We start from the raw sequence: 26,073 nt of genomic DNA on the forward strand, positions 1-26,073 counted from the left end.
TATCACAATCCTATATGACTAAGTTTGGCAGAGTCATTTCCAATATTTTTAATTTTAAGACCAAATTTTCCTTCTACAATTACAGCTTCACCTTCACCTATTTTTACACCATTTACTAAAATATCTAAAGGTTCATTTACCATTTGTTCTAATTCAATAATCTCACCAATATCCCATCTTAAAATATCTTTTAAAAGAAAATTCTTAGTTCCTAGTCTAACACTAAGTTTTAATTTAATATCAAATAAAAGTTGTAAATTTTGTGCTGCATCTTCTGATAATAAAGAACTAATGCCCATCTGAGAGCTTGAACTTACACTAGAAGCTTGAGTATTGTTTATAGGAGGGGGAGTTGAAGCTGGTTGAATTGTAGCAGTATTTTGTCCTTCTCCACCTGTAATTTCATTAAAGTAAGGTAAAGCTAAATCATCAAAAGAGATAAAAATAGGAAGTTTTTCTCCATCCATAGTCAAATCAAAAAAATAACCATGAGGAATAGAATCTAAACTTTTACAATCTTTTATTGAGGAATTAACAACTTCAGATTTTATAGAGTTTATATCAGGAAAACCTTGTGCATTTACTGTTGTACATAAGCTACCACATACATTTGAGATAATTTCATTTACTGCATCAATAATTTCATCATCAATATGTTCTTTTAAATCACCCATCCCACCTAACATAAAGAATTCAAACTTTGTTGCTGTTATTGTAGGAATAAAAAAACTCCAGCTTGATGAAATATCTGCAAAATCAAATTTTACAGCTATATCTATACATTGTGAATCATCTAAACTATCTACATCCAACTTACTTACAGAATCAATTGAGACACTTTTTGAAAGAAGTTGTTCTAATGTATTAGCTAATTCATCTTTTAAAAAACTTGATAAATCAGATGCCAAAAACTAACCCTTTGAAATATATTTTATTAATTATTTTGTTCTCTTTGTGCTTTTTCCATTTCACTTAATAACTGAGCTTTAACTCTCATCATATCTTCTGTAGGATATTTGTACTCAGTATCACCTCTAGTAACTTTTACGAAAAGATCTTTAGAATTTTTGTTATAACCAAATTTTACATTGTCCAGAATAACTTCATTTATTTCATTTTCTTGAGTAGAACCAATAATTTTCTTGTGTTGTTCATTATCAACAATCTTTTCTTTATCGTCAACTTCTTGAACAGATTTTACTTTTTCAATATGATTAACTTTTGCATTATCAATTTCTGCAACTTTACCTAATTCCATGATACCCTCCTTATGAAAGTATAGAGTTTACTTATTATAGCAAAAAAAAATTAAATATGAATAGAAATATAAAAAAATAAGAAAAATAATAATTCTTAATTATAAGGATTCTAATAATAAATCAAAATTATTTAACCTAAAATCAATTAGATCATCTAAATATGGTTGGTAAAAATATTGGCTAAGACTTGAAAGTTTTAATTCTTGAATTAACTGTACACCAGTTAAAAAATCTGCACTTGGATCATTTAAAACTGCTTTTATAAGTGAGATTTGTAAGGAAGCATCATTATACCTTCCAGCCTCTAATAAAGCAGCAACAATCAAATACATTGTATATTTATCTTCCAATTTATATTTTTTTTGAAGTGATTCTAATATTTTTAATGTCGCTTTAGGATTATGTTCATGTAATTCTCTTAAAGCTTTTGTTCTTAAATATGAAGGACTTTTTTGTTTACTACCAACAGTTAAATCAGCTTTATAAAATAAGCCTATAGCTTTTAGTAAATCAATATAATATTTAGTTATTACAAGAGGCCCTTCTAAGAAATTATTATTGATTTTCAAAGGTGTATTATCTTGCAATCTAGAAAAATACATATAATCATTTTCACCTTCTCTTCGCATAGATAATTTCATTAAATAAACTAAAGGATCTTTATAGTTTTCTATAAATAATTGGTTATCTAAACTTAATCTATCATTTTCCATATCAACCAAAAAATTAATACTTCTATAAAAAATAGTATCTCTAAAAGTTAAAGGTTCAAATTCTACATTGAATTTTTCATCTACAAAATTTTTATATAATATTTGACCAAAATATTTGTACATTCCATCTTTTGATTTTATATTTTGTTCCATGTAAGCCAAATCTTTTATTTTTTCGTTGATTTTATTAGCTGAAATTATTGTCATAACTGCATATAACTTATTACCAGGGTTTAGTTTGTAAGCTTTAGAAAAATTCTTATATGCATTGTGAAAATCATTTATTTGTGCATAACATAAAGCTAAATTGTAGTAAACATAAGAATTAGAATCATCATTAATAAGATTTTTTAATTTAGTAACTCTAATTATTGGGTCTTCTTTTATTATATCAATAAATTTTGCATTATATTTAACCATATCTTCTAGGCTTTGTACATTTTGTTTATTTTTAAAAATAAAACCTTTTGATATATCATACATAATCTCTTCATAATCAGAGAAAATAAATGGTGCAAAATAAAAAATAAAATCTATTTTTCTCTCTTCACTGAATTTTGTAATTGAATTTAAATACTCTTTTGTTGTATATTTATGTTTATTAAAAAATATTTCTAAAGGGTATTCAAGATTAACTTTAAAATAATCTTTTATCTCTTTTATCTCATCTAAATGCTCTTTTAGTTTTGTTAATTCATTTGATTTTAAATCTCTAAAAACCATAAGCCAAAGTATTAAATTTTTCTTTTCTTGATTTAATGTAGTATTTTTTTCTTTTTCTAGATGTCTCTCAGCACTTTCAAAATCTTGCATTTTCATATATAACATAGCTTTTTTTAATTCCATTGGAAACTCCATAGAATTAAGAATATCTAGTGCTTTTTCATAATCTTTTAATATAATTAAAGTATCTGACAATAATCTTTTTGAGTGTTCAGTTAAATCTCTATATTTTTTTGTAACATCTACAATGGTTTCTAAATATTTTCTCTCTTTGTTTATTTGATAAAGATAAAAACATGCTGAGATATATGAATAAGTATTAGTTGAAGCAGCCTCTTTATATTCATATATATTGTTTAAATATAAACTTGCATTTTCTATTTGGTTCATTTTAAAATAAGCAATTCCTATATTTAAAAACGAAGGAATCTTTAAAATTTGGGAAGTTTTTTTAAATATTTTTATTGCTTTTAAATACTCTTCTCTTTCTAAAAGTAAAATTGCTTTATTGAAATCGACTTGTAGTTTGAATTTTTCCTGTGATTCTTTTAATTTATCATATTTAAAAAGAATTTCAGGCTGAGAATCAATTGCATCTTGATTGGCTTGAATATTTATAGAAAAAAAAGAAACACTAAGTAGTAATAATACTAATAGTTTCAATTTATTATTAAACCATTGTATTAACTTGCGCATAAAGTTCTTCTGCTCTTTTTTCTAAAGATTCTAACTGATGCTTTAATTCAGTATTTTCAAGTCTTAACTTTTGTAAATCATCTCTTGCTACTCTTAAATTATCTTGATTATTTTTAAGTGTACCAGCACTAACTTGTACTTGTTTTTCATACCTATCAATAATTGTTTGAAGTTTTTTATTCTCTTCATCAATAATATCTTTTTCTTCATTCACTTTTCTATATAAAGATTTATAAACATTTGCACTTGAAAAGAAATATAAAAGTAATACACCAATAATAACTATAAGTAAAAAATTATCCAAACTTTTCCTTTTCTAATTTTAAATAAATATTTCAATAATTTTTTGTTTTATAACATATTTTCTTCGAAGAAATATCTAACAACGTTATCAGAATCCATTGCCTCTTGTACTCTAACAGCTAGTTTTTCATCCATAACTATTATGTCACCAGTTCCTATGATTCTTTTATTTACATAAATATCTCCACCAGTTCCAGCAGGTTTATTTAGTGATATAATATCTCCAGCACTTAAATCAAGAAACTCTTTAATTGTGATATTTGTACTTCCTAACATTACATCAACTACAATTTGAGTATCAACTAATAAATCGTAATCTCGTTCAGTAATTTCCATATTAAACACTTTATCCTAAATTTTTTCATTATATCATAACAAAACGTTATTTAAAATTATTTTTATAATTGAAATAATAATAACTTATTATAAAACTAAATCCAATGATTCTAACATTGAACTTACTTTTGCCTCAATGTTTCCATCAAAATTTCCTAAATCACTAGCTATTACAACTCCACCTGCTGTTACGTTTACATCTTCAACTAATTGAATAAAATTTTCTAAATTTAACTCATTTTTTAAAATCTCATAATCTTTTGGATTTAAATGTATCTTAACTTTTGATGCATTTTTAATCTTGTCTAAAAGATGTATAATTGTTTCTTTAGCAATCTTTGTAGAATTTTCTCCTATCTCAATTGAAATAATTTTTTGGGCAATAGAGATAGAAGTTTTAAGAAGTTTTGATTCCATTTGAAAAGTAGCTTGCTCAAAAAAGTTTGCATAATGTTTTAAATCTTTAATAGCTTGTACAACTTGTGCATCAAGCTCTTTTGATGTAAGCCCACCATTTTCTATATTTGTTATTTTTTGATTCATTTGATTTATTTGAGAAGATAAAGCCCTAACTTCATTTAATAAAGGATCAATATTTCCATTTATTTCTCTATCATTCAACACCGCTTGGCCAGGTGTAGATAGATTATCGTCATTAGTACTATTTTGAATAAATGTTCCTAATTGATAATTTTCAACAGTATCATTACCATTTACTATTTTTGCTGTTGAGTAGACATTATTTTTTTCCATTATTGTTCATCCATATCTCTATCAATTACACCCTCTTCTATCATCTTTTGGGCAACATCTAACATTTTTCTTTGTGCAGCTTCAATATCTTTAATCTTAACTTTTGTAAGCATTTCAAACTCTTCTTTAAATCTATCACTTGCTCTTTGTGACATTGAATTTGTAACTTTTAACATATCTTCTTCAGTTGCATTTTTCATAGCTACTGCTACATCAGCAGTATCTACATTTTGTAAGATTTTCATAATATATTCTGGATCTAAATTTAATAAATCTTCAAATACAAACATATTTTCTTTGATTTTTGTAGCAAGAGAAGTATCAACCCCATTGATATTTTTTAGTATATCTTGAGATCTAGGTCCTAATCTATTTAACATATCAGCGACAACTTTAACTCCACCAACATCTACAATAGATGATAATAGTGATTCTAATTTTCTTTCAAGAACTACTGAAATTGTTCTTACAACATCAGGAGAAACATCTTTAATAGTAGCCATTTGCATAGTCACTTTTACTTTTACATCTTCATCAAGTTGTACCAAAACATCTGCAGCTTTATGCGCTTCCATATGTGACAATATTACTGCAATAGTTTGAGGTGATTCATCCTTAATAAAATCTGATAATTGCTTTGGATTAATAGCATCCAAATAAGCAAAAGATTGAGAAGCTAACTTCATTCTTGAAAGTTTTGCTAAAACTTCATCAGCCTCTGCTTTTCCCATAGATTTATATAAAATATCTTTTGCATAATCATAACCACCTGAGCTAATAAATGCTTTTGATTTTGTAAATAGATGAAACTCTTCTAAAATAGCTAAAGAGGTCTCTTTATCTATAGAATTAATCATAGTAATAGCAGTAGAAATTTCTTCAACTAAGTGTTTAGGTAGATGTTGAAATATTTTAACTGTAGCTTCTTCGCCTATTAATACACAGAAATGGGCAACTTTTTCAAGCATCCCCATTCCTTTTAATATATCTTTTATTTCAGCCATACACTAAATCCTTATTTAAATTTACCACTTCCCTCTGTCAATAGCAATTCAATCATTTTTGCTATATCAGCTGGACTATTATTTATCTCTTTATCTAAAGTTTCAATTAAAACCTCATACTTAGCTGCACTCTCTTCATCTAAACCTTCTATATTATTTAAGATTTGACTTTTTACTTTTGCTTTTAATCTTCCTTGTGCTGTTGAAGAATCAAATTCATCTTCATAATTAGACATAAAATCATTGACTAATTCTTCATCTATAGGCTTTCCATCTTTATCAAGTTTTTTACCTTTATTATCTCCAATGATAACAACTTCATGATTAACAATAAATTTTTTATAAAATACATATAATAAAATTGCTGCAATTAAATATTGAATATATTCTGAAAAGTCTTTTAGAATTGATCTTATCATAGAGAAAGTATCTACACCATTATCTCCACTAGCTACAATAGGATTTCCATTTTCATCAACTTGAGTACCTGAAGCATTTACAGATTTTAATCCAATAAATTTAAAATCCCTAACTGTTATTTTATCGCCACGCTTTTCATCATAACCAATAGTATCTTGTACTACTGATTCAATTGAAGCTAAAAATTCATCTCTATTTTCTACATCGGCTAAAACAGTTGAGTCAAATGTAACAGCAGCAGTAACTCTCTTTATAGATGAATAATTATTATTTTTTTCATCAATTACTTTTTTTGAAATTTCATAATTTGTAATATTTTTTGTTGAAACAGTATTTGATTGACCATTTCCATTACCATTTGCAGAATCTGGTTCTTGTATATTATTATCAACTCCAGCAGTTCCACCTGTACCATTATTTCCACCAATTGAACTACTTTCAAGTTCATCAGTTTGTTGACTTCTAATTGTCCCTTCAGGGTCATATATCTCTTGTTGAATATGTCTTTTTTTAAAATCTAAATCAAGAGAAACTCTTGCAACAACTCTTCCCACTCCAACAAATGGCTCTAAAAGTGCCACAATTTTATCTTCATAATCCTCTTCAAGCTTTAATTTATATTTATTTTGTGCAAGTGATTTTTGATTATCTAAATCATCTGAAGACATTTGAAGTAGTGCACCATCTTGATCAATTAATTGAATGTTTTCAACTTTTAGGTTTGAAACGGCTGATGCAATAAAGTTCTTAATTCCATCTATTTGTTTTTGTGTTAAAAAAACTCCTGGTTTCATTGAAATCACAGCAGATGCAGTTGGATCTATTTTTCTTTCTGTAAAAATTGTCTCTTTAGGAATAGCAATTTTAACACTTGCTCGTAAAACTCCTGATAAAGATTCAAGAGACCTTGATAATTCCCCTTCTAAGGCTCTTAAATATTTAACTTTATTTTCAAAATTTGTTGTTCCAAGTGATGATTTTTCAAATATTTCCCACCCAACATGATTACTAGTTGAAGCTTCACTTGTAACTAATTTAATTTTTGCAATATTAATAAAATCTTTTGAAGTTTTAAGTGTTAAATTATCTCCACTTCCAATTACTGCAAACTCTATACCTGAAGCCTCTAACTCATTTGAAGCTAACATTACTTGGTTTTTTGTTAAATTAGATGCAATAGTATAATTTAATTTTTTATCTTGTGCTTTTATATTTGAATAAACTAATAAAGCAATTAATAATATAAAAAGTATTGAAAAACCACCGATAATTACAGCTCTTTGTGCAGAATTTAAATTGTTTATAAACTTTAAGAGTTGATCCATATAATAAATATCCTAATTAATTTTTTTGTGATGCTTGGATTACAGATTTAAATAAAGCTGAATCTTTTTTTATAGAGGATTGCAATGCATCAAAAATTACTTTATTTTTTGACATTTCACTCATCTGTTTATCTAAATTTACATTATTTCCATCATTTTGTTCTTCTAAACCTTTTACTTCAATTAGTCTTGATTTATCATTTGTTGATTGATTTGTTGAAGTTGCACTGATATGCATAGAATTTGTTGTTTTCAAAGCTAAATTTTTACTATCATCAACTTTTTTAAGTTCATCTTGAAACACTAACTCTTTTGTTTTATAATTAGGAGTATTAATATTTGCAATATTGCTTGAAATAACCTTTTGTCTATCACCTCTAAAACTTAATTGTTCAAATAATAAGTCTGTTACGCCACTTGCCTTCATTATTTAGTATTATTCCCTATTTTTTCTATTAAGTTTCCATTCAATTCATCAATAGTTTTTACTGCTTTTTGTGCTTGTTCAAATCTTCTATGAGCATCAATTAAAGCAACCATTGTAGATACTGAATTAACATTTGATTTTTCAATTGCACCTTGTACTAATTGACCATCATTATTCTCTAATTGTTCAGTTATTTGTCCATTCTCTTTTAATTTAAAATTATTATCTTTATATTTTTCAAGTTCTTCAAAATCAATTCTTGTAACAGAGATTTGATTTTCAAAACCATCTTCTCCAAGTTCAATAGGTTCATTGTCATTGCTTAATACAAATTGTCCATTTGAATCAACTAAAAAACCATTTAAATTTTTAAATGCCCCATCTCTTGTGTAAACAATATCCCCACTACTATCTTGTATTTTAAAAAAAGTATTAGAATCGCTTAATGCAAAATCTAAAGCATTACCAGTAGGCATAATTACACCTTGTTCACTATTAATAAATTTCGAATCCATTTTAGGAACTGTATTAGTAACTTCATTTATTTTAGTAGGAGTAAAACCTTCCATTTGAGCTCTTTGTAAATAATAATTAAATGAACCCTCAGTACTATCTTCTTGTTTAAAACCGTGAGTATTAGTATTAGCTAAATTGTTAGATATCATATCAATTCTATTGATTTGATTTATCATTGAAGCAGCTAGTGGATAAGTACCTTGATTCATTTTTTCTCCTTTATTTATTAAACTCTGAAATTAATGCCTCTAAATCATCATTTGCCATTAAATCTTCAGTATTTTTATCTCCTGAAATATGTTTTGCTACAGCAACTTCTTGATGATTACCTTGATCTTCAAATAAATTATTTAAATATACAGTTAATTTTCTTATTACAGACATAACTCTTTCGATTTTTTGTCTATTAATATCATGATATTGCATCAATTCCATAGCTTGAAAAATCTCTGTATTTCCATCATTTAATTTAGAATTAACATCATTAATATATTCACTCATTTGATTTGCATGTTCTAAATTTTGTTTAAAAATTTCAATATTTGGAAATTTAAAACTTAATGAATTTAACATTAAAACTTGTTTTTCATTAAATTCATTTAATGCTTTAACATCATTTTGAATTGCATTATTATAATCTAATATATTACTTAAAACATCAAATATTTTTGTAGCTTTTTCTTCAGAATCATTAGCAACAGCACTTAATTGATTTACGACTTTTGTATCTTCATCTACAGGTAGAGGAAAAACTCCCGAATTGATTTTCGTATCTATATCATCTTTCTCATCTTTAGTTAACTCTTCAGCAGAAGGAATATCATCATCGACAATTCCATCAATAGATGATAGAAGATCATCAATATTATCTGAATTTATATTTTCATTTGAAGCTGCAATAGTTTCTTCTATAGTTGGTTCATCGGCATTCTCTTCAGTTGTATTATAAGTATCAGAACTTTTTTCTACTTGAGCAACTTGACTTTCACTAATTACATCTTCAGTCTCTTCAACTGCTTCATTAGTTTCAAGTTCTTTTATTATATCATCAATATTTGTTTCTTCTGAAGTATTATCTTCAGGAGTATCAATGTTTTCAATATTATTTAAAATATCTTCAACAGATTCATCTTTTTCATCATTACTTTCATTACTAACAATATCTTCAGTTTGTGCTATTAACTCATTAATATCATCTTCTGACATATTGCCTTGAGGTTCAGTCTTTTCCTCTTCTGATTCTGTAGATGAACTATCACCTTCAAAATCTAAACCATTCATCAAAGACTCAATCTCTTCTTGACTCATACTCATAATCTACACCTTTTAGATATTTTAACTATTTCAGAACCCCATCAAGTTTCTCTTTTAACACTTCAGCATTAAAAGGTTTAACAATATAGTTATTTACACCAGCTTTAAGTGCTGTAATAACCTCATTTTTACCACCTTCAGTTGTAATCATAATGATAGGAACTTTTTGATGGTTACCCTCAGACCTAACTTTTTTAACTAACTCTAAACCATTCATATTTGGCATATTCCAATCTGTTAATATTATATCGTATTGAGATTCACTTAATAATTTCCATGCTTTTACACCATCTTCAGCTTCATCAAAATCATCTTTAGCATAACCAAGTTGCATGACAACGTTACCAATAATTCTTCTCATAGTAGAGCTATCGTCAACTATTAAAATCTTCATATTATTACCTTTTTTAAATCTGTATTCAAAATCCTTATATTATATATGATTTGTTTTAAATTTATACTTAATAAATAATAATTTAGAGTAACCAATTTATCTAACTTTAAAAATTCTTTAAATATAATTATTTTAGATTACAAAAATAAGGATTACCATGATAAGAGGTTTATATACAGCAGCAACTGGTATGAATGCAATGCAAAATCAAATAGACGTAACTTCTAACAACATTTCGAATGTAAACACTATGGGATTTAAACAAGACAGAGCTGAATTTCAAGACTTAATGTATGAAAGTTTAAACTATACAGCAGGTCAAACTTCTGAAATCACAACAAATCCAACTGGAATTGATGTAGGATTGGGAGTTAGAATATCTGGTATCCAAAAAAACTTCTTAGAAGGTGATTTAAAAAACACCTCTAATACTCTTGATATAGCAATTGAAGGGAAAGGTTTTTTCCAAATAACAATGCCTAATGGAGAGATAGCATACTCACGTGGTGGCGCCTTTAAACTTGACAATGAAGGAAATATTGTAAATGGTAATGGTTACATGCTTGAACCACAAATAACAGTTCCAGAAAATTTAGTAGAATTAACAATAGCAAATGATGGAACTGTTACTGCTGAAGACCCTGCAACTGGAGATGTAACAAACTTAGGACAGATTACTACTGTTGATTTTATCAATCCTGCAGGATTAACACCTTTAGGTGAATCTTTATATCTTGCTAGTGAAGCATCAGGGGATCCAATTGAAGGTGTACCATCTGAAGAACAATTTGGTTCATTAAAACAAGGAATGGTTGAATTGTCAAATGTTAAACTAGTTAATGAAATGGTTGATTTAATTACAGCACAAAGAGCATATGAAGCTAACTCAAAAGCGATAACTACTTCTGATGATATGCTAAGTATTGTTAATCAATTAAAAAGATAATTAATCTAAATTAATGACTCATGTCTGTTAAACTAGAAGAGTTAAAAAAGCTTCGTGAAGCAAACTTTGCTAAGCATAAAAAGAAAAAAAGAGAATATTACTTAAAAAGTAAAGATAAAGATACACCAACAAAATATAAAAACTATAAAGAAATTGATTATTCTCAAGAACTAAATAGTGAAAATTTTGCAAAAAATATAAAATTAATTGCAAAAAAACAAAAAGCTCATGTTGATGATAGAAAAGAACAAATCCTATTAAAAATAGAGGAATATAAAGAAAAAAAACAGTCTTACTATCAAAAAAATAGAGAAAAAAGATTAGAATACGACAAAGTATATAGAGAAAAGAAAAAAGAAGAATTAAAAAACTATAGAAAAGAGTATTATAAAAAGAATAGAGAAAAGATATTAGAAAAACAAAAATTAAGAAGAAATAATCAAAAAGAAGAGTAAAAAATGGCTGATAAAAGTGATGAAGAAATAGTAAAAGAAGAAGAAGGCTTAGAATCAAAAATAAGTGATGAAGAGGTACTAGCTCACCTTTCATTAGATAATGAATCATCAAATAGTGATACACTTAAACCTGTTGATAATGAACCAAAAGAAGAAGAGAAAAAAGAAAACGAAAACAATACAGATAATGCCTCAGAAAAAAAAGAAGAAAATATTGAAAATAAAAAACAAAATATAATTGAGAATGAAGACAAAGATTATGAAAAAGAACTAGAAAATGATGGTTCAAAAGAAAAAGAGGAAGAAGAATTAACTATTCAGAAAAAACAACCAAAAATTTTTAAGATTCTTATGGCAATAGCTGTATTACTTTTTTCTGTACTTATAATTGGACTAATACTTTATTTCATAGGATATTTTGACCCAGAAGAAGTTAAACCTGCAACAAAAGTAGAAACTAAAAAAGTTGTTCCAGACATAGTTTTTAATGAAAAAGAGATTGATAAAAATGAATTAAATAAAAAACTTACTATGCTTACAAAAAAAGAGATAATGAGCAAAGATGAGCTTGAAGCAGAAGAAAAAAGAATTGCTGAAGAGAAAAAAAGAAAAGAAGAAGAACAAAAGAAAGCTTTAGAAGAGAAGAAAAAACAAGAAGAGTTAAAATTAGCAAATCAATTAGCAAAAATACAAGCTGAAAAAGATGAACTTCTTAAACATCAAGAAGAGATAAAAAAGCAACAAGATGAATTTATAAAACTTCAAGAACAAGCAAAAAAAGAACTTGAAGAAAAAATGCAAAATATCAGTTCAGGAAAGATTGTAAATGTACCTCAAAGAGATTTATCAAAAGATGAGCTTCCTTCTTCAAATCAAACAGAAATAACTGAAGATACAACTAATAATGTTATAGATAATAATGAACAATATAAAACATTTTTATCTTTTATTAATGTGGCTACAATAAAAGGAAACTTATATAAATCTTATCTTGATAAAGTTGAGAAATATGATAAAAAACTTTCTTTGTGTAGAGATATGAAAAATAGAATTGAGATATATTTTGGACCTTACCAATCAGAAACTGAGCGTGAAAAGGTCTTTAACTCACTTATTGAAAATGGGTTTAAACAAGCTTATTTAGTTGATTTTACTGAAGAAGAGTATAAAAAGAGATGTGATTATTAGAAGACTTATGAGTTTTCTAATATTTCAAAACAATTTTTAGTTTCAATAACTTTTTTATCGATATTAACATCAATAATATAATGTTCAACATTGTAAGGTATTAAAAAAGTTTTAGAAAGTTTTAATTCTTCAACTAAATTTTTATCAGTAGCAATTTCCAAATAATCATCTAATGGAAATCTATGAATATCTTTTACAATTCCAAGAGTTTTATCTGCTTCAATTATTTTACAATCTATAATATCAAACCAAAAATATTCATCTTTTTCTAATTTACAAGACTCTTTAGTTTGTTCAGCAGTAACATATAATTCTTGATTTGTAAGTTTTTTTGCAATATCTACATCATCGTAACCCTCAAATTTGATTAGTTCTCTTGAAGAGTTGTATTCTTGTACTTTTAATTGCAATTTTCTATTTGTAGTAAAAATAGTGTTTTTTTTAAATTGCTCAGGAAAGTCAGAATCAATAAAAAGTCTTAAGTGACCTTTTAATCCTACTGCTTTTCCTAGCTTAGCAACATATATTTTGTTATTCATTAGCGAAAGTTAGTTAGCAAGTACTTGTATTTTGTAAGAAACACCATCTTTAGCCTTACAACCATTAGCCATGGTTTTTAAGGCATTAATCATATTACCATTCTTACCAATAAGTTTACCAATATCAGCACTATTAGCTTTGATTGTAATCTCTGTAAATGTTTCATCTACTTTATTCGTTGATAATGATACCTCATCAGGCTTACTAACAATAAGTTTTGCGTAACTTTCTATAAAATTTGTAATCATGTTGTTATTGTATTATATAATTACTTTTGTGATGCTAATTTTTTAACTTTTTCTGATGGTTTTGCACCAACACTTAACCAATAGTTATATCTTTCTTCATCAAGCTTTAATACTTTTGGCTCAGATACTGGATTAAAGTAACCAATTGATTCAATCCAACCTGAATCTCTTCTTTTTCTTGAGTCTGTTACAACTATTCTATAAAATGGTTTTTTGTTTCTTCCCATTCTTGTTAATCTAATTACTGTCATTTTCTTTTCCTTTTATTTTATCTTTTAGTATTGAATTCTAAACTCTAAAAAGTTTACAACTCAATACTAATTAAATTGTTACCTATTTAGGTAAATTAAGCCCTCCAGGACCACCTTGACCTTGCATTTGACTCATCATATTCTGAAGGCCTTTCATTCCACCTTTTGATGAAAGTTTTTTAGCCATCTTTGATGCATTTTTAAATTGTTTCAAGATTTTATTAATTTGAGCTTCTGAAAGTCCAGAACCTTTTGCAATTCTTTTCTTTCTTGAAGGATTCATTAAACTTGGTGTTTCTCTCTCTTTTGGAGTCATTGAACCAATTAACGCTTTAATTCTTTTTATCTCATCAGAGTTTTCAAAGTCCATATCTTTTAATGGGCCAGCCATTTGTGATAAACCTGGAATCATACCAATAATAGATTTCATTGACCCTAACTTACTCATCATTGCTAATTGTTCTAAAAAGTCATTAAAGTTAAATTCACCTTTTTTTATCTTTTTAGTTACTTCTTTTGCTTTTTTCTCATCAATAACTGCTGCAGTTTTTTCAGCAAGACCTTCTATATCCCCTGCTCCCATAAGCCTAGAAACAATTCTATCAGGGATAAACACTTCAAGATCTGGCATCTTTTCACCAATACCAATAAATCTTAATGGAACACCAACTTGATGTGCAATAGAGATAGCAACTCCACCTTTAGTATCACCATCATATTTTGATAAAATAACACCATCAATTCCAATCTGTTCTTTAAAAGATGTAGCAGTTTTAGTTGCGTCATGCCCTGTTAATGAATCTGCTACATAAAAAATTTCATTTGGATTTACTGCTTCTTTTACTTCATGTAATTGAGCCATTAATTCTTCATCAATTGCTAAACGTCCAGCTGTATCTATTAAAAGTACATCATAAAGTTCTTTTCTTGCTTTTTCTTTTGCTGCAGTTGCAATTTTCACAGGATCTTTTTCATTATCATCAAAATATATATCTACTTCAATTTGTGTTGCAATCTGTTTTAACTGTTCAACTGCTGCTAATCTTTGTAAATCGGCAGCAGCAACTAAAACTTTTTTCTTTCTAAGTTTTAAATAATTTGCTAATTTACCTGTTGTAGTTGTTTTACCTGAACCTTGAAGTCCAGTCATTAATATTACTGTTGGAGGAGTATTTGAGAAAACAAAACCTTGATTTCCGCTTGTTGTTAATACGTTTGTTAATTCATCTTTTAAAGCATTTAAAAATGAATTTTGTCCAATACCATTCTTTTTTGTTTCTAGTTCAATTGCAGTTACAAGTTCTTTTGTAGTTTTATGATGTACATCAGCTTTTAAAAGTGATTTTTTTAATTCTGTAATTGCTTTTTTTAATGAAGCAATATCATCTTTGTGTCTAATTTTATTTACTGCATTTTTTATCGAACCGGTTATTGAATCAAACAAAACTATCTCCATAATTTTTAAATTTTGTGGATTTTATCTATTAAATCCTTTAATGTAGTTTAAAAAGGCATATGGTTAAGTTAGATTTAATTTTTGTGTTTTTTAGAAAGCCCATTTTTCGGACTTTCTATTTTTAAAAAAGCTTAAATATTAATTAAAATCATACACTTTGAATTCTCTTGGCTCTGCAGCTTCAAAGCTATAATCAAAAATTTTAGTTTTTTTAGAATGTAGTAAAACTCTATTTATATTAGATGCAGGTTTCCCATATATTGCATCACCTATAATTGGAAAACCAGCATAATTTAGATGTACTCTAATTTGATGTGTTCTTCCTGTATCAATAACAACTTTTACTTTTGATTTGTTCCCCTCAACTAACATTGGATAAATTGTTGATTTTGCAGATTTACCCTTTTTATCAACTTTAGATTTTGCCATTCCTCTATCTTTTGTAGTTAAAATTGGTTTATCAATTTCAATTGTTTCAATAACTTTCCCATCAACTATTGCTACATACTCTTTATATACATTGTTATCTTTAAACTCTTTAATTGCTTTTTTCTGAAACTCTTCATTTTTTGCAAAAAGCATTACACCGCTTGTTTCTTTATCTAGTCTATTTAACATTATATATTTAGGATATTTACGTGCTACTTCATCACTTGTCATAAAGCATGGTTTATCTAAAGCCAAGATATCATCATCTTGAAATATAACTTTTATACTAGCCATCTCTTTTACACTAAATTTAGTATCAGTAGGAATCTCACCTCTTGCAATCATCACTTTTTTACCTTGTGCTCTAACTAAGCCTTTATCTATTAATTCTTTTGCTTTTGAGTTAGAGATACCCTCTTGTTTTGCTAAAACCTTATAAGCTTTATCGTACTGCATTATATACCTTTTAATTCATCAATTATTGGCTTTATATCGCCCTCTTGAACTAAAGAAGAGTTTTTTAAATCTTTTAAACTTTCTAAACACTCTTTTAATTCATCATTTTTTACTATTTTGTAATCATTTACACACTCAAAAAGTGATTTTTGATTAAATATATTTTCTCCACTAATTAGTTTACATCCGAAGAATGCTGGTTCAACAGGATTATGACCACCAATTTTTTCAAATGCTCCACCTAATATAACTACATCAGATACTGCATATATATTATTTAGTTCACCTAATTTATCTACTAGAATTATATCAGAATTAAAATCTTCTTGATTAGAAAATCTATGATAAGTTAAGTTATTGTTTTTTATATAATCTTTAATAAGTAAATCTACTTTATCAAATCTTTCAGGATGCCTTGGAACAATTACTAGTTTCCCATATTTTCTTGAATAAGAATCTAATATTAATTTTTCCTCATTTTCATGAGTACTTCCAGCAGTAATTAAGATATCATCTACTTTCCTAAACTCTTTAGTAACTTTTGGCAATTGAGCCAATTTTATATTTCCAATAACTTCAACATTATTTGCACCTAGTTCTAAAAGTCTTTCTTTATCTATATTAGTTTGTGCAAAAACTTTATCTATATTTTTAAAAACTTTTTTATAAAAAAATGCAAACTTCTTATATGATGCATAAGACTTATCTGATATTCTTGCATTTATTAAATATGTTTTAGTACCTTTATTTTTAGCAATCAAAAAAAGCATATACCAAAGTTCGGCTTCCATTACCACTAGTGCTTTTTGTTTATTTATCCAAAAAGGCAAAAATATTTCAAAAGGTAAATATCTTACATTTGAAGTTAGTTTCTTAGCCTCTTCAAAACCTGTATTTGTTATTACAGAAATATTTACCTCTTCTAACTCATCTACTAAAGGCTTAATTGCTTTTGTCTCTCCCATAGAACAAGTATGAAACCATATTGCCTCTTTTTCAAAAGAACAATTATCTTTTAAAAAAAATTTTGAAGGAATTGCAACTTTATATTTTGGATTTTTTAATTTAACTAATAAAAAGGGTAAAGCTAAAATATAGATTATTAAAGCGAATAGATAATAAATTATACTAAAGAGGCTCAATATTAAGCCTCTTCAGTTGTTTCTTCTTCTTTATATAAAATTCTTCCACAATGAGGACAGTTAATAATCTCTTCAGATTTTAGAACTTCCGAATAAGTTTTGTCGTTAATTTTCATATAGCATCCATAACATGCTTGATCTCTTACAGGTACAACAGCTGAATCTTTTGCCCATCTTCTAATTTTTTGATAAAATGTTAAAATTTTCTTATCAAACTTTTCTAAAAGCTCTCCTCTTTCTTGAGACACTTTATTTCTTTCTTGGTTAATCTCTTCAATGGCATTATCTACAGCAATTTGAATCTCTTTAATAGATTCTTCCTCTTCTGTAAGTTTTCCTTGAAGCTCTTTTAACTCTTCCTCTTTTGCAACTGCAATTTCATCTAATCTTATAATCTCTTCATTTGCAAATGAAATTTGCTCTTTTGCAATCTCTTCTTCAAGTTGTAAAGCTTTTAACTCTTTTTCATTTGTAATTTCATTATTCTTTTTAGCAATATCTTCTAACTTAGTTTTTAATTCTGCTAAGTGGATATTGTTTTTAGTTCTTTTAGATTTAACATCATCAATTTGCGCATACGTATCATTAATTTGTGACTTAATTGATTCTGCAACCTCAACAAAAGTTGATAATTTTGCTTTTTCATTCTCAATTTTTGGTTCAAACATACTAATAACACTATCATACTTAGATAGTTTTATCAAATCTTGTAAATATTTATTCAACCGTTTCTCCTTGTGTACAAAACTTAAATGGATTTTTTGAAGCTGTTATTATAGCTTTTAATTCATTTTTTTTCAAATATTCTTCTATAAGCCCCATTAATAGGACAGAGAAGTACTTTTCACTTTCGTAGTGTCTTATATCTATTAAAGATATACCTCGCACTTTTGCATCCATTGCATCATGATATTTAATATCACCAGTTAAAAAGCAATCTGCATTAACTTCGTTTATTAAAGACATTCCTGCACCAGTCACTAAAGCAACTCTTTTAACCTTATCATTACATTTTACATATTTTATATATTCTAATCCTAGCTTTTTAGAAATTTTATTTGCAAATGTTGAAAAATCTTCATTTACATCTGCATAGCAAATAAACTCTTCACTATTAACAACTTCTAATCCTAAAACCTCTTTTGCAACATATTTATTTAAATGTGTTTTATCAATATTTGTATGCATTGAAATTAATGCGATATTTTTTTTGATTAATACTTTTAATAATTTTGTACTATATGTATCATAATTTACTTTTTTTAAAGCAGAAAATATTAAAGGATGATGAGTAATAATCAAAGAGTTTTCTTCAACTTGCTCTAGGTTTTCTTCATCTAAATCTATTGATATATAAACTTGTTTTATCTCATCTTCTAAGCTTCCAACTAGAAGCCCTGAGTTATCCCACTTTTCTTGTAATTCAAAAGGTGATAACTCATCTAAAAATTGATAAATCTCTTTTAGTTTCATAAAACTACTTTCTACCAATTCTTTTTAATCTATCTTCTTCTTGATTCTTATATAAAACTGCACAACCTTGTGCTAGTTCTCTAACTTTCAAAATATAATTTTGTCTTTCAGTTACTGAAATAGCTTTTCTTGCATCAAGTGTATTAAAAGCGTGTGAAGCTATCATACATTGATCATAGGCAGGAAGTGGCAACTCTTTTTCTAAACACACTTTACACTCATTAAAAGCATCATCAAAATGTCTAAAAAGTATATCAGTATTTGCTACTTCAAAGTTGTATGTTGAGAATTCATATTCACTCTCTTTGTGAACATCTCCATAAGTTGTTTTACCATATTGGTTTTCATTCCAAACAATATCATAAACAGAATCAACACCTTGAAGATACATTGCTAGTCTTTCTGTACCATAAGTAATCTCAACTGCCACAGGGTCACAAGCCAAACCACCTACTTGTTGAAAATAAGTAAATTGTGTTACTTCCATACCATCTAGCCAAACTTCCCAACCAAGTCCCCATGCTCCAAGAGTTGGAGATTCCCAGTTGTCTTCTACAAATCTAACATCATGTTTGCTTAAATCAAGTCCTAAAAACTCCAACGACTTTAAATATAAATCTTGAATATTATCTGGACTAGGTTTAATTAAAACTTGAAATTGATAGTATGCACCTAGTCTGTTTGGATTTTCCCCATATCGTCCATCTGTTGGTCTTCTACTTGGTGCTACATATGCTGTAGACCAAGGAGTTGAATCTAAACTTCTTAAAAGTGTTGCAGGGTGAAAAGTCCCTGCACCTGCTGGGATATCATAAGGTTGTACTATATTACACCCTTGCTCTGCCCAAAATTGTTGTAATTTTAATAGAATTTCTGAGAATGTTACCATCTTATCTTATTCCTAATGCTTTATTAATTTTATTTTTGTCAAAACCACAAATCCACTGATTCTCTATTAAAACTACAGGCGCTCCACTGCAGCCATGCTTTTTACAATCGTTTAAAGCTTTTTTATTTGTGGAAAGATCAATTTGATTATATTTGATCTTTTTTGCTTTTAAATAAGCTTTAGCTTCATTGCACCATTTACATTTTGGTAGTGTAAATAGTGCAACTTGCTTCATTATAATCTAACTTCAATTGAAGCAGAATCAGTCTCAACAGCTTTTGATTTAACCATTCTGTCTTCTTTTAGTTTAGCAGCTAACTCTTTATCAGAAATAGCTAAAATTTGCATAGCTAAGTATGCAGCATTAACTGCCCCTGCTTTCCCAAGTGCTACTGTTGCAACAGGCATACCTGAAGGCATCTGAACAGTTGAAAGCATTGCATCCATACCATCCATAGCTCCACCTTTCATTGGAACTCCAATAACAGGTTTAGTTGTAGTTGCAGCTAATGCACCAGCTAAGTGTGCAGCCATACCAGCAGCAGCAATAAATGCAACTGCGCCTTTCTCTTCAGATTCTTTTACATAACTTTTAGTTCTCTCTGGACTTCTATGTGCAGAAGAGATTATCATCTCATATTTAACATCAAACTTTTCAAAAGTATCAGCACAGTTTTTCATAATTTCATAGTCTGATTTACTTCCCATTATAATAGATACAAAATTCATACATCATCCTTATTTTAAAAATGGTAGATATTATATCAAAAATTTTCTAACAATTTAATAATCTTCGAAGAATTCAGCCTATTCCAGCCTTCAAACTTATGTAAAATCAGTGAATCATTTTTAAATATAAATTGACTAAAATTTTTTGACTTATCTTTTACATATATCGCTTTTGCACAATCATAATTGTGTGGAGTTTCTTTTTTATTTGAGTCAGTAAAGATAACAATAGTAGGTATAAAAAATGCTTCTGCTATATGATAAGTTGAAGTATTGACTGTAAGTACATTTGACATATTTGAGATAATATATGCAAAATCTAAAAATCCATTTGAATACATTGATAAATCAACAAACCTATCTTCATCTATTTTTGTATCTATTTTTAATACAGAAACAATTGTATAATCTGGAAGTTTTACCATAAGTTCTTTTAATAATGAAGCTGCAATCTCTTTTGGAATAGACTTAGAAATATTAGCAGAAAAGGGATGAAAAAGTAGTAGTTTTCCTTTTGATTTTAGCGTTTGGAATTTTTCTTTCAATTCATTTTTTGGTTTATAATATTCTAAACTAATATTATTGTATTTTTTCTCATTAGGGATTGAGTTATAGTCCATTCCAAATTTGTATAGCCATGCATCAATATGAGGTAACTGTGCATAATAACTTCTTTTAGATACAGAACTTACATCTATAAAAAAATCATATTCACAAATTTTTTTTACATTTATTGATAAAGCTGTTACTCTATGAATAAAAGATTGATTAGAAAATATTGCTTTATCTCTCGAAAAATATTTGTTTTCTGAAGCATTTAAATATATATCGATTTTAACACTTCTAAATCTTTTTTTCAATTTTTCATATAAAAGTCTAAGGGCAGTAGATGCACATATCATCTCAGAAATAGTAAGACCTGGGTTTCCTAAAATTACTATTGAAATCTCCTCTTTTAATATGCCTTCTATTTGTTTATCTATATTGGTTTTATTTTCATTTAAATATAAAGATTGAATATCGTTACTAGATTCTAAAAGATTAAATTTTTTATATTTAAAATCTAGACTTTGCGTTATTGCAAATTCATTTAGATTTGAGATACCTAACTCTTTTGGAAACTGGCTTAAATATCTTATTTTTGATTCTTCAATTGTTTTTGCTTTGTATTTTTTTCCTACATTAGTAAAAACTCTTTTTAAATCTTCAAAATCCTCTAAAGAAGTAATATAAATATTTTCATTAAATAGATTTGATGGATTCTTTAACTTAGAATAACTTATTAAAGTTCCATCAGTTGTTTTAATATTTATATTTTCTGTCGACCTAAATATTACCATTTAATTGCCACAACCACCTGTAGAACAATTTTCTTCAATATTTTCAATTCTTAACATAGTTAAATAAGGAAGTTTCCCTGGAAGTTTAATTTTATTAGTATTCCCACTATGAACTGATTCTAATTCTTTATTTGTTTCTGTAAGAATTTTCTTGAAACTAATATAATATTTACCATCTTCTTTTTTATAAATTTTCCCTATCTCATTATCAACTTCTTCAATAGTAGAATCCAATGGGGCAAAAATTTCTGTTTCTTCATTTGGATAAGTTTTATATTTACACATAAAATGTTCTTCATCTTCTGTAACTAATCCACTTACTTCAAAACTACCTTTGCTTAAAGCGTATTCATGGTTTTGTGTGTCATTTTTTTCAAAAGGTCTATGAACTAAATAAGCATCAGTAAAACCTCTATTTTTTGTAGTTGCTAACTCAGTTTGATATTTTTCTGATTCAAATTTATTTGCGTAAAAATCATCAATTGCAGATCTATATGCATATGCTGTAACAGCAGCATAATATGGAGACTTAGTTCTACCTTCAATTTTTACAGAATCAACTGCACCTGACTCTAATATCTCATCTAAATGTGATGCAAGATTCATATCTTTTGCATTGAAAATATATGTTCCCACACCTGGTTCCTCTTCAAGTCTAAATAAAGTACTATGATCCTCATTTGCAGCATATAAAGTGTATTCAAACCTACAATCATTTGCACAAGAACCTCTATTTGGAACTCTTCCCATTTGAACAGCACTAACTAAACATCTACCACTATAAGCAAAACACATTGAACCATGTACAAATATTTCAATCTCCATATCAGGAAGATGTTTTTTTATCTCTTTTACATCTTTTAATGAAATTTCCCTTGCAGCAATAATTCTTCTAACACCCATATCGTAATAAACTTGTGCATCTAAATAATTCATTACATTGGCTTGTGTTGAAAGATGTATTGGTATATTTGGAGCTAACTCTCTACAAAGTCTAACAACACCAGGTGCTGCAACAATTAAAGCATCAGGCTCTAATTTAGCCATCTGTATAATATGTTTTTTTAATAAATCAATTTGAGAGTTAAAGGGAAATCCATTTATTGTTGCATAAACTTTTTTACCTTTAGAGTGTGCATAATCAATACCCTCTTTAAACGTTTCATAGGTAAATTCTTTTCCACTTCTGATTCTTAAGCTAAAATGACTAACTCCACCATATACAGCATCAGCACCGAATTTAAAAGCAATTTTTAATTTTTCTAAGTTTCCGGCAGGTGAAAGTAGTTCTACTTTTTTATTATCCATTTTATTCCTTTAAAATCGCAATTATATCAAATTTTTTTATAAAAAAGATTTTGTTAAAAGTTAATTAAATTTTATTAAGAAAAGTTTAGTTTGAATAGAAAAGCTTCTTAAAAGCTTTCCCATTCATCATCGCTATCTTGTTGAACAATAGCTTTAGACTCATTTTTTACTGCAGGTTTTTTTGTAATCTCTTTTTTTACAGGAGTTATTTTATCTGGAAGTTCTTGTTCTTGTTTTTGTTTATGTTCACTTATTGTTTCTTCTTCTTTAAACAATTTACATCTTTCCACTTTTATATTATCCATAATACTAAATAATTTACTTGTAAAAATCTCTAAGTCTCTTGAAACCTTTTCAAGTTCTGAATTAGCTGCTCTTTTTGCATTTAATTCAATATATAAAGCTACAGATTCATGAATTTTTTCATGATATTCTTTCATATTTGCCCAAGTTGAAGATTTTGTAAAATCAACTCCTTTACTCTCTTGTTCTAAAATCCATTTACCAAAATTACACTCTTTAGCAGAAGTAACACTCCAAGATTCATAAGTTCCTACTTTAGAAAAGTTATTGTTTTTAAACACTACATGATCATTTTTTAATTCAGTGATTTTAAAAACTAAATCAATATCACAAATTTCTGATTTTTTATTTTTATTAAATTTTGCCCTATCAGCAATATCTAAAAGATTTGTAGATAATTTAGATACTTCATTAGCTAGATTACTAATTTGTGTTGCAGAAAAAGCATTAACTTGAGTTGCTCTATCAAGTGAATTAACAGCATCATTAATTTGAATAATACCACTTTCTTGCTCTTTACTAGCAGTTGTAACATCAGTAATAAGACTAATTGTTTCACCAACTTTATTATTTAAATCTCCATATCCAGATATCATATTATCAGCAATGACCTTACCTTCATTTGCTTTTGTTGTAGCACTTTCAACTAAATCTTTAATCTCTTTAGCTGCCTCGGCAGATCTAGCTGCAAGGTTTCTTACCTCTTGTGCAACAACAGCAAAACCTTTTCCAGCTTCACCTGCTGTTGCTGCTTCTACTGCTGCATTAAGTGATAAAATATTTGTTTGGAATGCTATTTGGTCTATTACTGTAATAGCTTCATTAATTGCATTTACCTGTTGATCTATATCTTCCATAGCTTGAGTAGTTTTAGAAGCTAAACTTTCTCCATCGGTAGCAGATTTACTTAAGTCATTTGCAAGTACTGACATTCTATTCACTTTTTCATTACTTGATTTAATAATAGAAGTAATCTCTTCAACTGCTGCAGCAGTTTCTTCTAATGATGCTGCTTGTTCATTTGCAGATGTAGAAAGTTTTGTAGATGAAGATGATAAAACACCTGTATCACCATCTAATTTCTCTCCTGTACTAGTAATCATTGCTAAAAATTCAGAAATAGTTCCCCCAAGAAGTCTTGTACTTGTATAAATAGAACCAACAATACCATTTGAACTACTATGATCTACCCCTTCTGCTTTATAATCAAAATTAGAATTACCATATTCAAGAAGTATTTTATTAATCTCTTCTAATTTTTGATTTGTTCCACTAATCATTGTATTTATTGAATCTTTTAATTGCATTACAAGTGGATTTGAAGAAGTTTTTTCTACTTTATACACATAAAAACCATTATTTACTTTTCGAATTACATCTTCTACTTCTTCTATAACCTTTGCATCTTCCTCAAAACCATCTTGAAGCTTTTTAATATAAGCATTAAAGCTATCTACAACTTTTCCTATCTCATCATCTGATTTTTTATCTATTTGATTATTGTTTGAAGAACCAGATGCTACAGTTTCAATAGCTTCATTTAAATCTTCTAACGGTCTAATAATAGTTCTTTTTACTAAAAATGAAAAAATCCCTAATACAACTAAACCAGAGATAAGTGTATAAACTAATACAAAAATTACTACTTCTCTAATCTCTTGATTTGTTTGTTCTTGCATTTTAAGAATATTTTCTTCTATATCATCAACATAAGCACCTGTACCTATAATCCAATCCCATGGCTCAAATTTTGTTACATAAGAGAATTTTTTCTGAGGTTCATCTTTCCCAGGTTTTTCCCACATATACTCAACTAAACCACCTTTTTTATCTGTTTTTGAAATCTCAACCATTTCATTAAATAAGAATTTTCCTGTAGGATCTTTTACTTTTGATATATCTTTTCCATCTAAAGCTGGCTTTATAGGGTGCATAATCATTTTTGGATGAGAATCATTTATCCAAAAATAACCACTTTTTCCATATCTCATAGCTGAGATTGATTTTAGTGCTTCTGCTTTTAAACTAGCTGAAACATCTGATACATATTCACCTGTTCCAATTACCCAACCGTAAGGTTCAAATAATTTAACAAATGAAACTTTTGGTTGAGGATCTTCAAAGCCAGGTTTTGGCCATACATAATCAACAAACCCCTCTTTGTCTTTTTTTGCAACATTAGCAAATTCAACAAATATTTTTTTCCCACCTTTGTCTTTGAAATTTGATAAATCTTTTCCATTTAACTGTGGTTTAATTGGATGAACAACAATATTTGCATCTAAATCATTTACCCAAAAATATCCATTATTACCATATCTTGTCCCATTAATAATACCAATAAGCCTCTTTTTTAAATCTGCATCACTTAATATATTTTTATTCTCTTTATATTCATGTTCTAGAATTGAAAATAAGAATTTTGCTTGTGCTTTTAAATCTTCTTGAACTTCAATTTTTATCTTATCTATAGCTGTTCTGTCATAATAAGATTTAACAGTTTCTAAAGCTAATGAAACATAGTTTTTTAACTCTTTTTCTTTATTTAAATAAGATTCCTCTTTGAATTTCTCAATTTTCTCTTTCGAAAGTTTATTTATCGAATATATTGATTCAAAAGATATCGAAATTGAAACAATAACTATAGCTAATAGTGATATTAATAAAACCTTAGCTTTTATTGATAGATTTTTGAACATTAAATAACTCCAGTTGATTATTTTGTATATATTATATA

At 27.5% G+C, this 26,073-nt stretch carries 29 protein-coding genes; 3 read left to right on the plus strand and 26 right to left on the minus strand.

Annotated elements, in window-relative coordinates:
* Positions 1-2: 2 nt before the first annotated feature.
* The 12 genes from ACKU4C_RS11330 to ACKU4C_RS11385 all read right to left on the minus strand — a co-directional run bounded on the left by ACKU4C_RS11330 (position 3) and on the right by ACKU4C_RS11385 (position 10,183).
* Positions 3-908 (minus strand): FliM/FliN family flagellar motor switch protein, encoded by a 906-nt coding sequence (locus ACKU4C_RS11330; protein WP_321312056.1) that lies wholly within the window; start codon positions 906-908, stop codon positions 3-5.
* A gap of 26 nt (positions 909-934) precedes the next feature.
* The gene (locus ACKU4C_RS11335) at positions 935-1,258 is read right to left on the minus strand and encodes a flagellin (protein ID WP_321312059.1); all 324 of its coding nucleotides are present in this window, start codon (positions 1,256-1,258) and stop codon (positions 935-937) included.
* 99 nt (positions 1,259-1,357) lie between these two features.
* Positions 1,358-3,391 carry a tetratricopeptide repeat protein gene (locus ACKU4C_RS11340; RefSeq protein WP_321312060.1) on the minus strand — a complete coding sequence of 678 codons (2,034 nt, stop codon included), beginning with the start codon at positions 3,389-3,391 and terminating at the stop codon, positions 1,358-1,360.
* Positions 3,366-3,695, minus strand: a complete 330-nt coding sequence (locus ACKU4C_RS11345; RefSeq protein ID WP_321312062.1) for a hypothetical protein — start codon at positions 3,693-3,695, stop codon at positions 3,366-3,368. The genes ACKU4C_RS11340 and ACKU4C_RS11345 overlap by 26 nt, the downstream gene beginning before the upstream one ends.
* A 47-nt stretch (positions 3,696-3,742) precedes the next feature.
* Positions 3,743-4,030, minus strand: coding sequence for a FliM/FliN family flagellar motor switch protein (locus tag ACKU4C_RS11350; protein ID WP_321312065.1), 288 nt, complete (start codon positions 4,028-4,030; stop codon positions 3,743-3,745).
* A gap of 87 nt (positions 4,031-4,117) precedes the next feature.
* Positions 4,118-4,783, minus strand: a complete 666-nt coding sequence (locus ACKU4C_RS11355) for a FliH/SctL family protein (protein ID WP_321312067.1) — start codon at positions 4,781-4,783, stop codon at positions 4,118-4,120.
* Complete coding sequence (gene fliG, locus ACKU4C_RS11360; protein ID WP_321312069.1) at positions 4,783-5,787, minus strand: flagellar motor switch protein FliG; 1,005 nt, start codon at positions 5,785-5,787, stop codon at positions 4,783-4,785. The genes ACKU4C_RS11355 and fliG overlap by 1 nt, the downstream gene beginning before the upstream one ends.
* Positions 5,788-5,798: 11 nt before the next feature.
* Positions 5,799-7,532 carry a flagellar basal-body MS-ring/collar protein FliF gene (gene fliF / locus ACKU4C_RS11365; RefSeq protein ID WP_321312071.1) on the minus strand — a complete coding sequence of 578 codons (1,734 nt, stop codon included), beginning with the start codon at positions 7,530-7,532 and terminating at the stop codon, positions 5,799-5,801.
* Positions 7,533-7,548: 16 nt separating this feature from the next.
* Positions 7,549-7,959: a flagellar basal body rod protein FlgB gene (gene flgB, locus ACKU4C_RS11370; RefSeq protein ID WP_321312074.1), complete on the minus strand. Its 411-nt coding sequence runs from the start codon at positions 7,957-7,959 to the stop codon at positions 7,549-7,551.
* Entirely contained in the window at positions 7,959-8,684 is a 726-nt protein-coding gene (locus tag ACKU4C_RS11375) for a flagellar hook-basal body protein (RefSeq protein WP_321312076.1), read from the minus strand. The genes flgB and ACKU4C_RS11375 overlap by 1 nt, the downstream gene beginning before the upstream one ends.
* Positions 8,685-8,694: 10 nt before the next feature.
* A complete protein-coding gene (locus ACKU4C_RS11380; RefSeq protein ID WP_321312078.1) occupies positions 8,695-9,789 on the minus strand; it encodes a hypothetical protein in 1,095 nt (364 codons plus the stop codon).
* Positions 9,790-9,814: 25 nt separating this feature from the next.
* Positions 9,815-10,183, minus strand: a complete 369-nt coding sequence (locus ACKU4C_RS11385) for a response regulator (protein ID WP_321312080.1) — start codon at positions 10,181-10,183, stop codon at positions 9,815-9,817.
* Between the two features lie 157 nt (positions 10,184-10,340).
* On the opposite strand from ACKU4C_RS11385, the gene flgG reads away from it, so the two are divergent.
* From flgG to ACKU4C_RS11400, 3 genes are read left to right on the plus strand one after another with little or no spacing between them, the layout of a single operon-like run.
* The gene (gene flgG, locus ACKU4C_RS11390) at positions 10,341-11,129 is read left to right on the plus strand and encodes a flagellar basal-body rod protein FlgG (protein ID WP_321312082.1); all 789 of its coding nucleotides are present in this window, start codon (positions 10,341-10,343) and stop codon (positions 11,127-11,129) included.
* A gap of 20 nt (positions 11,130-11,149) precedes the next feature.
* Positions 11,150-11,584 (plus strand): hypothetical protein, encoded by a 435-nt coding sequence (locus ACKU4C_RS11395; protein WP_321312084.1) that lies wholly within the window; start codon positions 11,150-11,152, stop codon positions 11,582-11,584.
* Between the two features lie 3 nt (positions 11,585-11,587).
* Positions 11,588-12,772: a hypothetical protein gene (locus tag ACKU4C_RS11400; RefSeq protein ID WP_321312086.1), complete on the plus strand. Its 1,185-nt coding sequence runs from the start codon at positions 11,588-11,590 to the stop codon at positions 12,770-12,772.
* Positions 12,773-12,777: 5 nt separating this feature from the next.
* Here ACKU4C_RS11400 and rimM read toward each other — a convergent pair whose 3' ends face one another.
* The 14 genes from rimM to ACKU4C_RS11470 all read right to left on the minus strand — a co-directional run bounded on the left by rimM (position 12,778) and on the right by ACKU4C_RS11470 (position 26,035).
* On the minus strand, positions 12,778-13,311 hold the full coding sequence (gene rimM / locus ACKU4C_RS11405) for a ribosome maturation factor RimM (protein ID WP_321312087.1): 534 nt from the start codon (positions 13,309-13,311) through the stop codon (positions 12,778-12,780).
* Between the two features lie 9 nt (positions 13,312-13,320).
* On the minus strand, positions 13,321-13,560 hold the full coding sequence (locus ACKU4C_RS11410) for a KH domain-containing protein (protein WP_321312089.1): 240 nt from the start codon (positions 13,558-13,560) through the stop codon (positions 13,321-13,323).
* 20 nt (positions 13,561-13,580) lie between these two features.
* The gene (gene rpsP / locus ACKU4C_RS11415; protein WP_320034924.1) at positions 13,581-13,811 is read right to left on the minus strand and encodes a 30S ribosomal protein S16; all 231 of its coding nucleotides are present in this window, start codon (positions 13,809-13,811) and stop codon (positions 13,581-13,583) included.
* Between the two features lie 82 nt (positions 13,812-13,893).
* Positions 13,894-15,255, minus strand: a complete 1,362-nt coding sequence (ffh, locus tag ACKU4C_RS11420) for a signal recognition particle protein (RefSeq protein WP_321312092.1) — start codon at positions 15,253-15,255, stop codon at positions 13,894-13,896.
* 150 nt (positions 15,256-15,405) lie between these two features.
* Positions 15,406-16,152, minus strand: a complete 747-nt coding sequence (locus ACKU4C_RS11425; RefSeq protein WP_321312094.1) for an RluA family pseudouridine synthase — start codon at positions 16,150-16,152, stop codon at positions 15,406-15,408.
* On the minus strand, positions 16,152-17,297 hold the full coding sequence (waaA, locus tag ACKU4C_RS11430) for a lipid IV(A) 3-deoxy-D-manno-octulosonic acid transferase (protein WP_321315878.1): 1,146 nt from the start codon (positions 17,295-17,297) through the stop codon (positions 16,152-16,154). The genes ACKU4C_RS11425 and waaA overlap by 1 nt, the downstream gene beginning before the upstream one ends.
* Positions 17,297-18,019, minus strand: coding sequence for a C4-type zinc ribbon domain-containing protein (locus tag ACKU4C_RS11435; RefSeq protein ID WP_321312095.1), 723 nt, complete (start codon positions 18,017-18,019; stop codon positions 17,297-17,299). The genes waaA and ACKU4C_RS11435 overlap by 1 nt, the downstream gene beginning before the upstream one ends.
* The gene (locus ACKU4C_RS11440; RefSeq protein ID WP_321312097.1) at positions 18,012-18,767 is read right to left on the minus strand and encodes a Nif3-like dinuclear metal center hexameric protein; all 756 of its coding nucleotides are present in this window, start codon (positions 18,765-18,767) and stop codon (positions 18,012-18,014) included. The genes ACKU4C_RS11435 and ACKU4C_RS11440 overlap by 8 nt, the downstream gene beginning before the upstream one ends.
* Positions 18,768-18,771: 4 nt before the next feature.
* Complete coding sequence (gene glyQ / locus ACKU4C_RS11445; protein WP_321312099.1) at positions 18,772-19,656, minus strand: glycine--tRNA ligase subunit alpha; 885 nt, start codon at positions 19,654-19,656, stop codon at positions 18,772-18,774.
* 1 nt (position 19,657) lies between these two features.
* A complete protein-coding gene (locus tag ACKU4C_RS11450) occupies positions 19,658-19,891 on the minus strand; it encodes a glutaredoxin domain-containing protein (RefSeq protein ID WP_321312101.1) in 234 nt (77 codons plus the stop codon).
* Entirely contained in the window at positions 19,891-20,385 is a 495-nt protein-coding gene (gene purE / locus ACKU4C_RS11455) for a 5-(carboxyamino)imidazole ribonucleotide mutase (RefSeq protein WP_321312103.1), read from the minus strand. The genes ACKU4C_RS11450 and purE overlap by 1 nt, the downstream gene beginning before the upstream one ends.
* A gap of 35 nt (positions 20,386-20,420) precedes the next feature.
* The gene (locus ACKU4C_RS11460; RefSeq protein WP_321312106.1) at positions 20,421-21,725 is read right to left on the minus strand and encodes a hypothetical protein; all 1,305 of its coding nucleotides are present in this window, start codon (positions 21,723-21,725) and stop codon (positions 20,421-20,423) included.
* Complete coding sequence (locus ACKU4C_RS11465) at positions 21,726-23,033, minus strand: peptidase U32 family protein (RefSeq protein ID WP_321312108.1); 1,308 nt, start codon at positions 23,031-23,033, stop codon at positions 21,726-21,728. It lies immediately after the preceding gene.
* A 107-nt stretch (positions 23,034-23,140) separates the two neighbouring features.
* Positions 23,141-26,035, minus strand: a complete 2,895-nt coding sequence (locus ACKU4C_RS11470) for a cache domain-containing protein (RefSeq protein ID WP_321312110.1) — start codon at positions 26,033-26,035, stop codon at positions 23,141-23,143.
* Positions 26,036-26,073: the final 38 nt, after the last annotated feature.

It is taken from the genome of Halarcobacter sp., from assembly GCF_963676935.1.
Lineage (GTDB): Bacteria > Campylobacterota > Campylobacteria > Campylobacterales > Arcobacteraceae > Halarcobacter.

What these genes read in the sequence shown, in the direction of transcription:
- ACKU4C_RS11335 (WP_321312059.1), bottom strand. Translation starts at nt 1,258, where the DNA reads ATGGAATTAGGTAAAGTTGCAGAAATTGATAATGCAAAAGTTAATCAT.
- ACKU4C_RS11340 (WP_321312060.1), bottom strand. Translation starts at nt 3,391, where the DNA reads ATGCGCAAGTTAATACAATGGTTTAATAATAAATTGAAACTATTAGTA.
- ACKU4C_RS11350 (WP_321312065.1), bottom strand. Translation starts at nt 4,030, where the DNA reads ATGGAAATTACTGAACGAGATTACGATTTATTAGTTGATACTCAAATT.
- ACKU4C_RS11355 (WP_321312067.1), bottom strand. Translation starts at nt 4,783, where the DNA reads ATGGAAAAAAATAATGTCTACTCAACAGCAAAAATAGTAAATGGTAAT.
- fliG (WP_321312069.1), bottom strand. Translation starts at nt 5,787, where the DNA reads ATGGCTGAAATAAAAGATATATTAAAAGGAATGGGGATGCTTGAAAAA.
- fliF (WP_321312071.1), bottom strand. Translation starts at nt 7,532, where the DNA reads ATGGATCAACTCTTAAAGTTTATAAACAATTTAAATTCTGCACAAAGA.
- flgB (WP_321312074.1), bottom strand. Translation starts at nt 7,959, where the DNA reads ATGAAGGCAAGTGGCGTAACAGACTTATTATTTGAACAATTAAGTTTT.
- ACKU4C_RS11375 (WP_321312076.1), bottom strand. Translation starts at nt 8,684, where the DNA reads ATGAATCAAGGTACTTATCCACTAGCTGCTTCAATGATAAATCAAATC.
- ACKU4C_RS11380 (WP_321312078.1), bottom strand. Translation starts at nt 9,789, where the DNA reads ATGAGTATGAGTCAAGAAGAGATTGAGTCTTTGATGAATGGTTTAGAT.
- ACKU4C_RS11385 (WP_321312080.1), bottom strand. Translation starts at nt 10,183, where the DNA reads ATGAAGATTTTAATAGTTGACGATAGCTCTACTATGAGAAGAATTATT.
- flgG (WP_321312082.1), top strand. Translation starts at nt 10,341, where the DNA reads ATGATAAGAGGTTTATATACAGCAGCAACTGGTATGAATGCAATGCAA.
- ACKU4C_RS11395 (WP_321312084.1), top strand. Translation starts at nt 11,150, where the DNA reads ATGTCTGTTAAACTAGAAGAGTTAAAAAAGCTTCGTGAAGCAAACTTT.
- ACKU4C_RS11400 (WP_321312086.1), top strand. Translation starts at nt 11,588, where the DNA reads ATGGCTGATAAAAGTGATGAAGAAATAGTAAAAGAAGAAGAAGGCTTA.
- rimM (WP_321312087.1), bottom strand. Translation starts at nt 13,311, where the DNA reads ATGAATAACAAAATATATGTTGCTAAGCTAGGAAAAGCAGTAGGATTA.
- ACKU4C_RS11410 (WP_321312089.1), bottom strand. Translation starts at nt 13,560, where the DNA reads ATGATTACAAATTTTATAGAAAGTTACGCAAAACTTATTGTTAGTAAG.
- rpsP (WP_320034924.1), bottom strand. Translation starts at nt 13,811, where the DNA reads ATGACAGTAATTAGATTAACAAGAATGGGAAGAAACAAAAAACCATTT.
- ACKU4C_RS11425 (WP_321312094.1), bottom strand. Translation starts at nt 16,152, where the DNA reads ATGCAGTACGATAAAGCTTATAAGGTTTTAGCAAAACAAGAGGGTATC.
- ACKU4C_RS11440 (WP_321312097.1), bottom strand. Translation starts at nt 18,767, where the DNA reads ATGAAACTAAAAGAGATTTATCAATTTTTAGATGAGTTATCACCTTTT.
- glyQ (WP_321312099.1), bottom strand. Translation starts at nt 19,656, where the DNA reads ATGGTAACATTCTCAGAAATTCTATTAAAATTACAACAATTTTGGGCA.
- ACKU4C_RS11450 (WP_321312101.1), bottom strand. Translation starts at nt 19,891, where the DNA reads ATGAAGCAAGTTGCACTATTTACACTACCAAAATGTAAATGGTGCAAT.
- purE (WP_321312103.1), bottom strand. Translation starts at nt 20,385, where the DNA reads ATGAATTTTGTATCTATTATAATGGGAAGTAAATCAGACTATGAAATT.
- ACKU4C_RS11460 (WP_321312106.1), bottom strand. Translation starts at nt 21,725, where the DNA reads ATGGTAATATTTAGGTCGACAGAAAATATAAATATTAAAACAACTGAT.
- ACKU4C_RS11465 (WP_321312108.1), bottom strand. Translation starts at nt 23,033, where the DNA reads ATGGATAATAAAAAAGTAGAACTACTTTCACCTGCCGGAAACTTAGAA.
- ACKU4C_RS11470 (WP_321312110.1), bottom strand. Translation starts at nt 26,035, where the DNA reads ATGTTCAAAAATCTATCAATAAAAGCTAAGGTTTTATTAATATCACTA.